Source organism: Paenibacillus sp. V4I9 (assembly GCF_030817295.1).
Taxonomy (GTDB): Bacteria; Bacillota; Bacilli; order Paenibacillales; family NBRC-103111; genus Paenibacillus_E.
Genome location: NZ_JAUSZE010000001.1, coordinates 5,211,007 through 5,224,304, shown reverse-complemented (window position 1 = coordinate 5,224,304; position 13,298 = coordinate 5,211,007). Strand labels below are relative to the sequence as shown.

Annotated in this window: 11 protein-coding genes and 3 pseudogenes; 12 read left to right on the top strand and 2 right to left on the bottom strand. The window is 44.0% G+C overall.

Features of this window, described 5'->3' with window-relative positions; all coding sequences use genetic code 11:
* Positions 1 to 83: 83 nt before the first annotated feature.
* Positions 84 to 241, bottom strand: a pseudogene (locus QFZ81_RS37610) (IS110 family RNA-guided transposase); the annotation flags it as partial.
* Between the two features lie 272 nt (positions 242 to 513).
* Between QFZ81_RS37610 and sigK the strand changes: the two are divergent.
* From sigK to QFZ81_RS24235, 9 genes are all read left to right on the top strand, one after another.
* A complete protein-coding gene (gene sigK / locus QFZ81_RS24275) occupies positions 514 to 1,056 on the top strand; it encodes an RNA polymerase sporulation sigma factor SigK (RefSeq protein ID WP_307607021.1) in 543 nt (180 codons plus the stop codon).
* A gap of 60 nt (positions 1,057 to 1,116) precedes the next feature.
* Positions 1,117 to 1,791, top strand: a complete 675-nt coding sequence (locus QFZ81_RS24270; protein WP_307446222.1) for an ABC transporter ATP-binding protein — start codon at positions 1,117 to 1,119, stop codon at positions 1,789 to 1,791.
* 548 nt (positions 1,792 to 2,339) lie between these two features.
* Positions 2,340 to 3,083, top strand: coding sequence for a pirin family protein (locus QFZ81_RS24265; protein WP_307605173.1), 744 nt, complete (start codon positions 2,340 to 2,342; stop codon positions 3,081 to 3,083).
* A 2-nt stretch (positions 3,084 to 3,085) separates the two neighbouring features.
* The gene (locus tag QFZ81_RS24260; protein WP_307605171.1) at positions 3,086 to 4,231 is read left to right on the top strand and encodes an MFS transporter; all 1,146 of its coding nucleotides are present in this window, start codon (positions 3,086 to 3,088) and stop codon (positions 4,229 to 4,231) included.
* 155 nt (positions 4,232 to 4,386) lie between these two features.
* Entirely contained in the window at positions 4,387 to 5,466 is a 1,080-nt protein-coding gene (locus tag QFZ81_RS24255) for an alkene reductase (protein WP_307605169.1), read from the top strand.
* A gap of 17 nt (positions 5,467 to 5,483) precedes the next feature.
* Positions 5,484 to 5,969 (top strand): MarR family winged helix-turn-helix transcriptional regulator, encoded by a 486-nt coding sequence (locus QFZ81_RS24250; protein ID WP_307605167.1) that lies wholly within the window; start codon positions 5,484 to 5,486, stop codon positions 5,967 to 5,969.
* Positions 5,970 to 5,987: 18 nt separating this feature from the next.
* Positions 5,988 to 6,926 carry an NADP-dependent oxidoreductase gene (locus QFZ81_RS24245; protein ID WP_307446207.1) on the top strand — a complete coding sequence of 313 codons (939 nt, stop codon included), beginning with the start codon at positions 5,988 to 5,990 and terminating at the stop codon, positions 6,924 to 6,926.
* 237 nt (positions 6,927 to 7,163) lie between these two features.
* Positions 7,164 to 7,307: a hypothetical protein gene (locus QFZ81_RS24240; RefSeq protein WP_307605165.1), complete on the top strand. Its 144-nt coding sequence runs from the start codon at positions 7,164 to 7,166 to the stop codon at positions 7,305 to 7,307.
* A 12-nt stretch (positions 7,308 to 7,319) separates the two neighbouring features.
* Entirely contained in the window at positions 7,320 to 7,697 is a 378-nt protein-coding gene (locus tag QFZ81_RS24235; protein WP_307605163.1) for a DUF4180 domain-containing protein, read from the top strand.
* Positions 7,698 to 8,058: 361 nt separating this feature from the next.
* Here QFZ81_RS24235 and QFZ81_RS24230 read toward each other — a convergent pair.
* Positions 8,059 to 9,334, bottom strand: a pseudogene (locus QFZ81_RS24230) (IS110 family RNA-guided transposase).
* Positions 9,335 to 9,996: 662 nt separating this feature from the next.
* Between QFZ81_RS24230 and QFZ81_RS24225 the strand changes: the two are divergent.
* The 3 genes and pseudogenes from QFZ81_RS24225 to QFZ81_RS24215 all read left to right on the top strand — a co-directional run bounded on the left by QFZ81_RS24225 (position 9,997) and on the right by QFZ81_RS24215 (position 13,199).
* Positions 9,997 to 10,678: pseudogene (locus QFZ81_RS24225) on the top strand (sugar ABC transporter permease).
* 12 nt (positions 10,679 to 10,690) lie between these two features.
* On the top strand, positions 10,691 to 11,566 hold the full coding sequence (locus QFZ81_RS24220; protein ID WP_307605161.1) for a carbohydrate ABC transporter permease: 876 nt from the start codon (positions 10,691 to 10,693) through the stop codon (positions 11,564 to 11,566).
* 121 nt (positions 11,567 to 11,687) lie between these two features.
* The gene (locus tag QFZ81_RS24215; protein ID WP_307605159.1) at positions 11,688 to 13,199 is read left to right on the top strand and encodes an extracellular solute-binding protein; all 1,512 of its coding nucleotides are present in this window, start codon (positions 11,688 to 11,690) and stop codon (positions 13,197 to 13,199) included.
* The last annotated feature ends 99 nt before the right edge of the window (positions 13,200 to 13,298 follow it).

The following is a 13,298-nucleotide window of genomic DNA, read 5'->3' as shown; positions in this document are numbered from 1 at the left end:
GTATATAGGTTTAACAAATGTATAACAAATTTATTAAATATATCTATATTATTCATGTATCAATGAACCTTTTTCACCTTATCGCGAATCCAACGGTCGAGGGATTTGAAACCATCTCCTTCATTACTAAACTCTAAAGGATTACCGAGCGCGACTCCGCGGAAGTTAACTGCTCTAGCAACGTGGGCCTCCTGAGCAATGTCTATACCAACAACAATATGATTAACTGTATGTTTTCAATGAGTTGATTTTGCTTGTGACTTAAACTACAACTTCATAGTTGAGCGTCCTCCTGGATGATGGAATTAAAGGGCTTTTGACCCGTAGCGTACTTCCATCGTACTGAGGGGCTCGTTTTTTTACAAAGCCGAAAACAATCTATATACAGGAAACTACCATGAAAGAACGGACTAACTTTCATGCTCTGTGGTGCAGAGCAAGGGATGCATGGACGGCTAACGGGAAACGATAGTTGAACTTAGAAAGAGCTGCCACTCTGCAGCTCTTTGTTCCATTTTAGAGGGAATTACGTTGCTTCGTGTTCACAACCTCAAAAAATTCGACAATACAGGAGAAGATTTAGAGGATTTGATTTCGATCGGGACGATCGGATTGATCAAAGCCATCGAGTCGTTCTCTCCCAACAAAGGGACGAAGCTGGCAACCTTCGCAGCACGCTGTATAGAAAATGAAATACTTATGCATCTTCGCTCGTTAAAGAAAACACGCAAAGATGTGTCCTTGCATGATCCCATCGGAACGGACAAAGAGGGGAATGAAATTACGCTCATCGACATTCTCGGCACGGAAGCCGATGATGTCGTGGATAAGGTGCAGCTCAAGATAGAGAAGAGCAAAATCTACCGTAATCTGGAGATATTGGATGATCGGGAGAAGGAAGTCGTCGTTGGGCGGTTTGGGCTGGAGCTTGGCGGGGAAGAGCGGACGCAGCGGGAGATTGCTAAGGAGCTCGGCATCAGCCGGTCCTATGTGTCGAGGATTGAGAAGCGGGCGCTGATGAAGCTGTATCATGAGTTTTATAAGGCGAAACGGTAAGGGTTATGAATCAGATACTTCATTTATTTGGACATTGTGCAAGTAATGGAGGTGAAGATTATGACGTTAATTCATATCGAAAATGCCAGTAAGTATTATACGATGGGCGAGGAAACGATTAAAGCATTAGATGATGTCTCGTTAGATATTGATCATGGAGAGTTCGTGGCCATCATGGGACCATCAGGTTCCGGCAAATCCACGCTGATGAACATCATCGGGTGTTTGGATGTTGTAGATAAAGGAATTTATGACCTGGATGGTCAAGCAATAAACGTGCTTAAGGATTCTCAGCTTGCTGAGATTCGTAATCAGAAGATTGGTTTCGTTTTTCAAAGCTTCAACTTGCTGCCTAGATTAAGTGCCTATGAGAATGTGGAGTTGCCTTTGATCTATCGGGGAATGAGCAAAAAGGAAAGAGAGCCGCTCGTTTTACATGCACTGGAAGCGGTGGACTTGCTGGATCGTAAGAAGCATTTTCCATCAGAGTTATCTGGCGGACAGCAGCAGCGTGTTGCGATTGCGAGAACGTTGGCAGGAGATCCTCCGATCATTTTGGCGGATGAGCCTACGGGAGCATTAGATTCGAAGACGGGTGTGGAGATCTTAAACATTTTAAAGAGATTAAATGAACAAGGTCGGACGATTATTTTGATTACGCATGACTTATTGATTGCGCAGCAGGCGAAGCGGATTGTGCGGTTTCGGGATGGGCGGTTGAATGAAGTTGTTTAGTGTTTATGAGACCGGAACTCCAAATAGGGGGTTCCGGTTTATTTTATTTTCAATGAACGGTTCGTGGTGTTCAGAGAAAATAGTGAAGATATTTAGCTATTCCAGCTTGCACTTACATTACTATAAAGGAGCCATTCCTTTAATGAAGTAATTTGAGCTTTTAAAGAAAAAAGCGCCTCTAGTATACTGGGAAACGTTCCGGCAAGAACTAAACCCACATACGAAAAGAGGCACTCAGTATGAAGCATAAGATGAAACAGAAACAAAATGGTTGTGGTGCAAGAATATAAATGGATAGCAAATATCGAGAAATTGTGATTTAACTATGCCACTATACCAAATATTATATTGAGCCATTCAACAGCAGATAGGACAGACGAAATGATCTTCTAAACATCACTGAAGTACGTGGTGATGTGAATGGGGCGCATGACTTACGTTAATTTATGTTGTCGACCACATTGATTTATGCTATATTTACGTGGCTGGCAACAAAATATGGTTGTTAGGACTGAATTCCAATTAGAATCATGAAGGAGCGGACAGTTATGATTAAAATATTAAAATCTCATCAAAGTCCAACAATGGGAAGAGGCGGCCCCTTTCAAATTAGACGTATGAGACCAGGCAAGGTATATGGGGTACCGGCATTTGATCCTGCTTTCGGGCCGCTTAGCGTTATTGACCATGCCACTCTTAGAGCAAATAACATGGTCCCTATGCATGAACACCTCAACGATGAAATCCTGACCTATCTTATCAGCGGCAAGGTCACTCATGAAGATTCAATCGGTGTTACGGAGAACATTACACGCAGACGCTTAATGTTGATGAATGCCGGAAGCGGCTTTTCCCACGAAGAAACGAATTCGGGCGAAGACCTTGAAGGTTTGCAAATTTTTGTCAGGCCTAGAGATAAGGATTTACCGCCGGGTGTTCAATTCTACGATCGTCCGGTTGATTATACCAATGGCACATGGCAGCTGGTGGCTGGACCGGAAGCTTCCGATGCCCCTCTTAAATTTCGCAATCAAGTCCTGGTATTCGATATCCACGCGGATGCAGGAGCAGAACTTGAAGTACCCGTTGCTGAAGGTATGAGCCCCTTTGTATACGTGATGAACGGAACGGTTCAAGTGGGTAATACTACCCTTCAGAAAGGGGATGCTTTTACGGTTACAGAACTTGAAATGCCCATAATGAGAACATTAAGTCAAGCGATAATCGTCGCTTTCTTGTCGGATTTAAATGCAGCAGCCTCGAAATCAGGTACGATCAGCGGGGGGAGGTAATTATGGACCGCTTGTGGACAAAGCCATTTTTTCTTATGACTATAGGAATGCTTTTTCTGTTTACCAGTTTTTATTTGCTGGTTCCGACACTGCCTCTTTTTATTAAACAGTTAGGCGGCAGCGAATCGCAGATTGGACTGGCCGTGGGAATGTTTACGCTGTCTGCCGTTATTTTTCGTCCGATTGTCGGAGGATTGCTGGATCGGTACGGCAGGCGTCCGTTTATTGTCTCGGGGCTGCTATTCTTTGGTTTGTCGATGTATTTATATGGCTGGGTAGGCGGCATCGTGGTTTTGATGGCATTACGGGTGCTTCATGGAGCAAGCTGGGCTTTCTCCACAACAGCTGTAGGAACGGCGATTACGGACATTATTCCGCCCTCGCGCCGTGGAGAAGGCTTGGGTTGGTTTGGTATGGCGATGACCGTGGCGATGGCGATTGGTCCATTGCTGGGAATCTGGGTCCTGTGGAACTATTCTTTCAACGGCCTGTTCCTTTTCGGTACGATCCTTTCTGCGGCAGCAATGCTTTTGGCACTTATGACAAAAACGCCGTTTCAACCGAAAGCTGCCGCAGGGCGAATCGATTTTATTGAAAAATCGGTTTTATCCATCATGGCTGCGATCTTTTTTATGGCCGTCGCTTATGGCGGAATTATTACATTTTTGCCGCTCTTTGCGGAATCGGTCAAGGTTAATCCAGGCACTTTCTTTTTGGTGTACGCAGCAACGCTTACTATAATCCGGCCGATTACGGGAAAACTTTCAGATCGCTATGGCGAGGTATTTGTGGTTGTACCGGCTCTTACGGTTACAATTGCAGCCTTGCTGGTATTAAGCTTGTCAAATGGTTTATACGGCATGATTGCCTCATCGGTTTTATTTGGAATTGGAATCGGCTCAGCACAACCAGCTCTTCAATCAGCAACCTTGAGCCTTGTACGTCCTAACCGGGCAGGGGCAGCAAATGCTTCTTTCATGACCGCATTTGACCTCGGAATCGGGCTTGGCGCGATCATGCTCGGATGGGTGTCTCAATACACGGGGTATCAGGTCTTGTTCCTTGTCGCTGCCGCTTCAGTAGCGATCTCCTTGCTCATATTCACAGTCTTCGTGAGCCGTTTATTGAGATATCGGACGGCTAATTAGGGTATTGGCGTTAACGGTTCTCGCAATGACCGGAATTAATTTTCCCCCGAAGCGATAAGATTATTCGCTTAACATCCAATTATATGTTGCCAACCACATAAATCCATGATATATTTATGTTGCCGGCAATACATTATCTACAAGGAGTGTTAACAATGGAAAAAATATGGAATCCTATTAAAATTGGACGAATGGAGCTTTCTCATCGTCTAGCAATGGCACCAATGACTCGGGGACGGGCTCTGCCTGACGGGACACCAGGCGAGTTCACCCCTCTTTATTACAAGCAGCGCGCCTCATTGGGTTTGTTAATCAGCGAAGGTACACAGCCGTCTGATGATGGGCAAGGGTATTTGTTTACTCCTGGTATTTACACAGATGCACACATTGCCGGGTGGCGTGAAGTCGCTAATCAAGTACATGATGCAGGCGGTCACCTATTCATTCAATTGATGCATGTGGGCCGTATGTCACACCCGGATAACACCCCTCATCATCGCCAGCCGGTTGCTCCTTCTGCAATCGCTCCTGCACCTGATGTTCAAATGTATACTTTTGCAGGATTGCAGGAAATTCCAGTTCCTCGTGAGTTGAGCGTTGAAGAAATCAAAGCGACCGTCGAGGATTTTCGCAAAGCAGCTGCCGCAGCCATTCAGGCGGGTGCTGACGGAGTAGAGATTCATGGGGCGAACGGATACCTCATTCAACAATTTTTTGCGGAGAATGCAAACATACGGACTGATGCATACGGAGGGTCCATTGAAAACCGTGCCCGTTTTGCCATAGAGGTGGCAAAAGCAGTGGTGGAAGAAATTGGCGCAGACCGTGCAGGGTTCCGCATCTCTCCTGGCGTACCTTTGGGTGGTCTTGATGAAGGTCCGAATGGTAATGAGTTATATGAATACCTGGTATCTGAATTGGCAAAGCTAAATCTAGCATATCTTCACATCGTACATGTCGGAAACGAAGATCTTTTGCGCAAAATCCGATCGGCATGGGCAACGGCTCTGTTGGTAAACCGTGCTGGCAGACCGCTTGAAAATATTACAATCGACATCGACGAAGGACTTGCTGATATTGCGCCTATCGGGTCTTGGGCTTTGGCTAATCCTGATTTCATTGAACGATTTAAAGCCGGTGCCTCGCTAAATGAACCGGATCGTGCTACGCTCTATGCAGGAGGCAGCCTAGGGTACACCGACTATCCGACGCTTGCTGAACAGGATAAAGCTTAAGAAAGTTGTGGATATCTATGAAACAAGAAAAGAAACTTCCCGATAATGAATTACCCGAAGTAGAGTTTGGCGCAGAGAAGCAATTTCCGATCAGCTTCTCGATCTTTGCTCTTGGGCGTTCGCATCGCGCACTGGCTTCCCAATTGATTCGCGAGACAGGCCTCTTTCCGGGACAAGAAATCATTCTCATGCAGCTGTTCCAGCAGGACGGCCAGTCGCAGAACTCCCTTGGCAGGACCTTGCGTCTGGATCACTCAACCATTGCAAAATCTGTCCGCAGGCTGGAAGAGGCGGGATTGATTACCCGCAACCGTTCAGACGAAGATGGCCGGGTTACCATTGTGTCCCTTACCGAGGCTGGTCGTGGATTTGAATCTAAAGTTCTAGAAGCTTGGAGTATACTGGAGAGAGTCACGATAGAGAACCTTTCAGAACAAGAAAAAGAACTATTAATAAATTTATCAAGAAAAGTAGCTGCTCAAATAGACACTGCTTTAAAATAATCTTTGGGAGAGATACAAATGACTGAATCCTTAATGAAAGCAATTCAAGTCGGTAAGTACGGCGGACCGGATGTTTTGAAACTCGAAGAAATTAAACGCCCTCAACCGCTTGCTGGAGAAGTTCTTGTCAAAGTTGCTTACGCTGCAGCCATTCCTCTAGACTGGAAGATCCGTAACGGTTGGCTGAAAGAGATATTTATTAAAACATTGCCTTATACTCCTGGAACAGCTGTTTCGGGTATCGTCGAAGCCGTCGGCGAAGGTGTAACCGGTTTTCAGCAAGGCGATCGCGTTTTTGGAAATGTAAATGGAGGCTACTCAGAATATGGCATTGCCCCGGCAAATGATTTGGTTCACATGCCGGAAAACTTGAACTTTGAGGATGCGGCAACTATTAAAGGCGGTGCAGAATCGGCTTGGAAGGTATTATTTTCGGAAGGCGAATTAGAAGCCGGTCAAACGGTACTCATTCACGCTGCCGCTGGCGGAGTAGGACAATTTGCTGTACAGTTGGCTAAGTGGAAAGGCGCTAAGGTTATTGCTACTGCCTCAACCGCCAATCTGGATTTTGTAAAGTCATTGGGTGCGGACCTGGTCATTGATTACACGACCACACCGTTTGAGGAGAAAGTCAAGGACGTAGATTTAGTCATCGAATCGGTTGGGGGAAATAACGAGGATCGATCATGGTCTGTTCTGAAACGTGGCGGAAAACTGGTCTCCTTGACGCAGCCCCCATCTGCTGAAAAGGCCGAACAGTATGGAGTCACAGCTAAGTTTAATTCGAAGTTTCCAACCTCCGAGGATTTGCAAGTCATTGCTCAATTACTTGCCAACGGAACATTAAAAGCAGAGATTGATTCAATATTTCCATTAAGCGAAACGAAGAAGGCTCATGAGAAAAGTGAATCAAGACATGGCCGAGGAAGAATTTTGCTCAAGGTTAATTCATTTTGAAGCTGCGAGGTTAGGTTTAAAAATAGAGAACTATCCAAACAAGCCCCTTTTATGGAGACCGCTGCAAAAGTATTGATTTTGGAAAAACCCAAATGCGAAACGAGCCCTAGAAGCGATTCTAGAGGCTCTTTTTTTAATATGGTTTTATCATCCCTTCGAAGACAGATCCGACCACTGAGAAGAAGAAACTGAACGCCAAAATAGCCGAAGCTGAAAAGTCACTAGCGGCTGCTGAACATGAACGGTCACAGGCGTACGACTATAGCCGTGTGGCTTCTGCAGATCGTATCCACGGTACGTGACTTAGTCTTGACTACAGACCTTATCGAACCGATGTCCGTGAAGCTGAAAGCAATGGGACAGAAATCTACGATAGTATAGGGGAGACGTATAATGAATATAAGGGTTGATCAGCAAAATGATTCTAAGGTAGCCATTGTAGAAAGTTTCGATATATTAATCCGAAATGTCCAGGATGCTTTGGACTTAATGGCGTCCATTAAATTTAATCATGATAGCTATAAGATCGTTATTCGCCAATCCAACATTACGGAGGATTTTTTCGAATTAAAGACAAGATTAGCGGGTGATATTCTACAGAAATACGTGAACTATCATATAAAGTTGGCGGTTGTAGGCAATTTGGAAGTGTATAAGAGTCTTAAGGATTTTATTTGCGAATGCAACAAAGGGGAACAGGTTTTCTTTCTTGAAGATGAACAGTCAGCCATTCAAGTTCTACACTCATTATGCTCCCTCGGTACGATTTAATTTTCTCGCGAATACTCGCTTATTCGCAGGATTTCATCCCATTGTGGGAGGAGTCTAGAAGAGAAGGGGACGTTAGATTGACTTCGGCTACATGAAGGCATGCGGGAATAGAGGGGGAGATAGCTGCCCCAATTTATTCCATCTACTGCACGCATTCTCCACGCCGCCCTTGGAGGTTTTCGCTCCCATATCTCAACGGGTCTAAGCCCTCTCATTCCTTCGTCACACCTATCCAAGGGGTGGAGGCCGGTCTTTCTAACGGAACGGGGCAAAGCCCTTTTGCTTAATGCATCCGGTACTCCGTGCTTTCTTTGAAATCCTGCGAATAAGCCAATTTACGTGCATGACGGTGACTACAATCTTACGCAGCTTGTGTTAATGGCAATGTTTTTTGAGCAATATAGGTGGATCCGTTTCGTGCCATTCCAACTAAAATGCGTGCAAGTTTACCACAGAGTTTCATGTCAGATTTCATCTTTTTCATCTTCTTCATGCTGACATTATGTTTATGCATCGTTTTAAACTCACTGTTGTTCATCAACAAACTCATGGTTGCCATAAACAAGAACCTTCGGAGCCGAGATCTACCGCGCTTTGAAAGAACGATTTGTCCTCGCCACTTCCCCGAACTAGCTTCCGTAAGGTTAAGCCCTGCATGACGAAGCAAGGCGTTACCATGAGCAAAGCCGCTTAAATCCCCGGATTCTCCTAAAATACCAGCTAATGAAATGGCGTTAATCCCTTTAATGGCAAGCATCTGCTTGGCATAAGGAATGCGATGAAGCACAGCAATGACTTCTTGTTCCACGGCTTGCAGCTGAATAGTAGCTAAGTCGTATTCTTAGAGCAGTTGCTTCAAATGCAATTTATAGGCTTTATGAGCCTGAGAAGAGCCTACCGAGGAACTTGCTAGAGCCACAAGCATATGTGCTCTTCGCTTTCCAGAATGCCGTTTCATTAGCGTCCGCCAACCGTCAATGACATCTTGTGGCTGCATGTTACGAAGCTCGGATGGCGTTGGAAACAGGCGAAGTGTTGCTATAGCTCCCGTGCAGGTAAGGTGTTTATATACTTGTCGCATTTCTGGGAAAACAAGATCGACCCAGCGGTGTAACTGATTTACGGTGCTAACCAAACGCTTAACGATGGCATCACGGTTAGACAAGAGAACACGCAGCTCCTCGAATTCTTCGGCTGTGGTACGAATCCATGAGTAGTACCCATTTTTGATCATATCTGCGATGACTAAGGCATCTTTTATATCACTTTTGGAACGGGTATTATCTCGGTTTTCTTTGTTTTTTTTTAACCAGATATGGGTTTACTAGCACTGCTTGGAACTTATTGTTGAATAGCCAGCGTGATAAGGCTAACCAGTAATGTCTGGTCGGCTCCATACCGATAATGGCTTCGCTAAATTGATAGGATGCCTGTAACTTCTGAATCCAATGTAAAAGACAGTTAAATCCTTCCTCGTTATTAAAGAAAGAGAGTGGTTCACCGACGACAACACCGCGAAAGTTCATTGCACGAGCCACATGTACTTCTTCTTGTGCGATGTCCACACCTACAACAAGATGCTATGAGGTAATGTTTTCAATGAGTTGATTTTGCTTAGAATGGGATTTAAAATTCATAGTAGAGCGACCTCCAGGACGATGGTATTAAAGGGCTTTTGACCCGTTGTGTACTTCCATCGTACTGAGGCGCTCGTTTTTTTACAAAGCCGAAAATAATCCATCTACAGGAATTCTAATGGATACGATAGTTCAATGAAACAGCGACAGTCTAGGACTTTATTTTCTCGTCCTAGGCTGTCGCTGTTTCAATTTCTAGGGTCAGTCTAATACTTATTTTATGGAGTCTGACGGTATGGCGATTCGAAAAGCCGAGTGGAATAAAGAGATCCAGTCTAATACTTTATTTTCTGCTGACAATTATCATTGATAACGGAAACGATAGTCAGCATAATGCTGAATAAAAGAGATCGTTAGAGGTGTTTTCAACGAAGGAATCGAATATTGTCTGACAATGTTAAATGGAGGGATGCAGATTTGACAATTAAATATTCATCTGATATGCCGCTTCTATAAGACAGAGGTCGGCTTTTTGTTTGCTTAAATACCATAAAATTGCACCAGAAACAGAAATATTACCATCTACAAGTCGTTTCAGGGCACCTATATAATTAACCTATAAGACACGGAGGTGAGCCATTCATGAATGTTACGCTAACAGAGCTTGAACGAAAAAAGCTCACGCCAAGCCCAAAACAAAAGGTAGTGGCCGTTGGAAGCTAATTCTAACCAATTATGATTTATACCTATTATTAGTGCCGGGATTACTCGTTCTGTTTTTATTCAAATATGCGCCTATGTATGGGATTATTATCGCTTTTCAAGACTTCAACATTTTTGATGGTTTTGCCGGAAGTAAATGGGTGGGGCTGGACCAATTTGAGAAGCTCGTACATTCCGAAGAGTTTTATCAGGTTTTCATGAATACCTTATTGATCAGCGTTTACAAGATTGTGCTTCTTTTTCCGATACCGATCATCATCGCTCTTTTCTTGAATGAGGTTCGGAAGGCTTTTTTCAAGAAGACGATTCAAACCATTATATTTCTACCGCATTTCTTATCGTGGGTGATCATTTCTGGGTTGTTTATTAATATCCTGTCCCCATCAGGCGGTCTAGTGAATAATGTGATTCAGTGGTTCGGCGGGACGCCGATTTCCTTCTTTCTGGACAACCAATTCTTCCGAAGTGTAGTGGTATTTAGAAGCGGGTACGGAGCAAATTTTGACCATGTACAATTCGGTCGTGTATCAGTCCGGCGATGTCATCGGTACGTTCGTGTATCGTCAAGGTCTTGGTCAACAGGACTATAGCTTTAGTACAGCGGTCGGGTTGTTTGGGTTCATTCTAATCGTAGCTGGTAATGAGCTTAGCAAAAAGCTGATCAAGCGAAGCATATGGTAGGGGGTGGAAAACATGCATAAGAAAACGCTTAGTGATTGGTCATTAGACTTCTGTATTTATCTTGTATTGCTGCTTTGCGGCTTAGCTACACTGCTGCCACTAGCCAATATTTTATCCAAAGCCGTCAGTGATGAATCGTCTGTGGTTTCTGGTAAAGTAGGCATTTTTCCAGTAGGCTTCCAGCTAGATACGATGAAATATGTGGTGTCCTCCAGTCAATTTCTTCACTCGATAGGGATTTCGCTGCTCATTACAGTTGTAGGTACAGTGCTAGCGATTCTGGTAACTGCAATAACCGCTTATCCATTGTCCAAAAGGCATCTTCCAGGCATTTCGATGATTATGCTGCTGTTTATTTTCACGATGATGTTTAATGGCGGTATTATTCCAAATTACCTGCTAATGAAACAGCTGCATTTAATTAATAGCTTATGGTCGCTAATGCTTCCAGCCCTCATTAGTGTGTTCAATATGCTGGTTATCAAAAGTTATTATGAATCCTTGCCTGAGGCTCTTGAAGAATCCGCCAAAATGGATGGCGCTCGTAACTTTACGATTCTTTTTCGCATCATACTTCCTTTAAGCGTACCGGTGATTGCAACGATTGCTCTTTTCTATGCCGTCTACTTTTGGAACGATTATTTTCACCCCATGCTCTACATTAATGACGCAGGCCTTAAGCCTTTACAGTTGTACTTGCGCGACATTGTTTTGAATGCTGACAGTTCCAATGCGTTGAACAAAAGTACGGACGACTTGATGAATACATCACCGGAGGGGGTTCGTTCCGCAACCGTCATTGCCTCCATTATTCCGATGCTGCTCGTATATCCTTATTTGCAAAAGCATTTTGTCAAAGGCGTACTCATTGGCTCTGTGAAAGGGTAATTGTGCATTAACGCTCTGGATTTCAGCATCCAGGGTTTAATGATATAGTAAAAACATACATTTAGGGAGGTCTACCCATGCTCAAAAAGCACAACAAAGCCATGCTTCTAACGTAGCATGTTTGTCCGTTTCGTCTCTTGCCGCCTGCGCTTCCAAAAACACGACCACAGGCGGCAGTGCATCCCCAGCTAGTACAGCAGCGGCAACAACGGCAGTTGTGACAACTGCTGGACCGAAGCCAGAGTTAAGATCGCTTCAGATTTGGCAGCAAGAGGATTACAATACGTATCCGGTAGCTAAGTTCCTAGAAGAGAAAACAGGCTACAAAGTGAAATATGATATGCTTCCACAAGATAAGTCCCAAGATAAAATGAACATTCTTATTGCCTCGGGAGAGCCTTATGATGTGATCACTTCACTCGGCGGGACTGAATTCAAAGCATTATATGCTGATTATGCGAAAAAGGGCGCTTTAGTAGATTTAGGGCCACTGATCGATAAATTTGGAACCAATATTAAAGCGGTTGTAGACCCTCAGGCTCTGGAAGCCGCTAAAGTGGATGGGAAATTGTTCGCAATCCCTACCAAAAGTATCCCGACCTCCTCTAGCAGCTTATACATTCGCCAGGATTGGCTTGACAAAGTTGGAATGAAAGCGCCAACAACGCTAGATGAGTTGGTTGCCGTTCTTAAAGCTTTCAAAGAGAAGGATCCAGGTGGAAATGGAGATAAAAATATTCCATTAACTGCGAGAGGAGATGCGCCGTTCATTGATAACATTGTCGGAGCCTTCGGTATGCCGAACTTCTGGAATAATGTGAATGGTAAGCTGACCCCACGGATTCAAGATCCTGGTTACAAAGATTACGTAAACTTTGTAGGAGATCTCTTTAAACAAGGCTTGATTGATAAAGAGTTTGCCGCTAATAAAGATGCTACCTCTAAAGAAAAATTCACAAGCGGAAGAGCAGGCATCATTATGCTGAACTGGTCTGATGTGCCTGTTATTACAGATGCATTAGTAAAAAACGTACCTACTGCTAAGGCGAACTATCTTCCAGCATTAAAAGGCAAGGATGGCAAAATAGGCCTATCTGCAAACCAAGGATTTGACCGTATTTCCTTCATTCCTAAAGCATCCAAGCACCCTGAGGATGCCATCAAATGGATGAATGCTAAACTTGAAAAGGAAACGTTTAAGAGTATGGCAATTGGTGAAGAGAATAAGCACTATACATTCAAGGATGGCAATTATACTCCGATTCAACCTATCTTTACAGATGAGCGCAATAGAGCGAATAATTTCTTAATGGGCTCTGATGATAAAAATTATCCGACTTATTGGCAAGCACGTGTACGTAAGGATTTACGCTTGTTTGAAGCTTGGAAGTTTATGAATGTGACGGAAACGAATGTAAGAGTGCTTGATCCATTGGGCTTCGCTCCTTACTTGCCAGAGTTTTCGAAAAACTTCCAACAGTTGAATACGATGGTGGGAGACTATACGACGAAGTTGATTTTCGGAGCAGAAGCCATTAGTGGTTTGGAAGCGTTCCAACAGAAATTCAAAACTTCCGGCGGAGATGCAAGCGTCAAAGAAGTCAACGAATGGTACGCGACTTCAAAGAAATAAGCAGATCATAAGTGGAGAATTTGCTTGCAACACAGACTGCAAGTTCTCCACTTTCCATGTAACGGCATAAGGAAAATCACACATTTCATATCACGGAGG

Coding starts and splice junctions, on each gene's coding strand:
- QFZ81_RS24270 (WP_307446222.1), top strand. CDS start 1,117: ATGACGTTAATTCATATCGAAAATGCCAGTAAGTATTATACGATGGGC.
- QFZ81_RS24265 (WP_307605173.1), top strand. CDS start 2,340: ATGATTAAAATATTAAAATCTCATCAAAGTCCAACAATGGGAAGAGGC.
- QFZ81_RS24260 (WP_307605171.1), top strand. CDS start 3,086: ATGGACCGCTTGTGGACAAAGCCATTTTTTCTTATGACTATAGGAATG.
- QFZ81_RS24255 (WP_307605169.1), top strand. CDS start 4,387: ATGGAAAAAATATGGAATCCTATTAAAATTGGACGAATGGAGCTTTCT.
- QFZ81_RS24250 (WP_307605167.1), top strand. CDS start 5,484: ATGAAACAAGAAAAGAAACTTCCCGATAATGAATTACCCGAAGTAGAG.
- QFZ81_RS24245 (WP_307446207.1), top strand. CDS start 5,988: ATGACTGAATCCTTAATGAAAGCAATTCAAGTCGGTAAGTACGGCGGA.
- QFZ81_RS24240 (WP_307605165.1), top strand. CDS start 7,164: ATGAACGGTCACAGGCGTACGACTATAGCCGTGTGGCTTCTGCAGATC.
- QFZ81_RS24235 (WP_307605163.1), top strand. CDS start 7,320: ATGAATATAAGGGTTGATCAGCAAAATGATTCTAAGGTAGCCATTGTA.
- QFZ81_RS24220 (WP_307605161.1), top strand. CDS start 10,691: ATGCATAAGAAAACGCTTAGTGATTGGTCATTAGACTTCTGTATTTAT.